We start from the raw sequence: 771 nt of genomic DNA on the forward strand, positions 1-771 counted from the left end.
CAACGACGAACTTTGCCTGTTAGGCCGAAATTGGACGCGAAGCTGCCGGTCAAGTCAGGATCGCCCCATGTCGCGGTTTGCGTCCGTGGCGGCGCAGCCCCCGACGGGTTATCCATGCTGATGGTTTGCTACATTAATTTCCACCCGAAACCCACATCGTCTCTGGTCGCCGCTGGGTGCTGCCTGAAGGCGTAACAGTGCCCTATCCAGCCGTTGCAAGCGTTGATTGTGGAGGGAACGTCGTCTGGCCTATGCGCTGAGGCTGGTTCACTCTGGCGTCCGCCCGTTGAATGGAATCGCGCTACGAAGCTTACGGGCAGACCCGGGCCGCGCTTCAGCACCTTGATCATGGCCTCAAACCCATAGAATCGTTACAGGGCGCGGTGGTCGAGCGAATTTTTCGGCAGCCTATTGATGTGCGACTTGGGACGCTACCGATATCAGTTCCTCGGGTTTCGGCGCCCTGAACGTTTGGAGACCAACCTCCAGAATTTCAGTGAAGCTCCAGCGCACGATGCCCTCCCGGTCGATTAGGAACTGACCGACAAGCTGCGCCTGGCCGGAACCCATCATCTGCTGATCGGCTTCCGTAATCTCATATCCTTCCTTCTTGTTGAGAAATTCGTTCATTGCCATCACGTCCATAGGTTCTGGCAACTCGCCTGGAAGGTCAATCTGTATCGCCGCGACCGCGTCCATCCCGACCTCGCGCAAGCCGAAAGCACGATGCGAGGCCCGCTCCGGGTCGGACGCGGCGAGAAGGTGGGGCAT

General features: G+C 58.6%; 1 pseudogene. It reads right to left on the reverse strand.

Going from position 1 to position 771, the window contains the following annotated elements:
- Positions 1-408: 408 nt before the first annotated feature.
- Positions 409-771, reverse strand: a pseudogene (locus EN780_RS35960) (AhpC/TSA family protein); the annotation flags it as partial.

Source organism: Mesorhizobium sp. M4B.F.Ca.ET.089.01.1.1, from assembly GCF_004022605.1.
Taxonomy (GTDB): domain Bacteria; phylum Pseudomonadota; class Alphaproteobacteria; order Rhizobiales; family Rhizobiaceae; genus Mesorhizobium; species Mesorhizobium abyssinicae.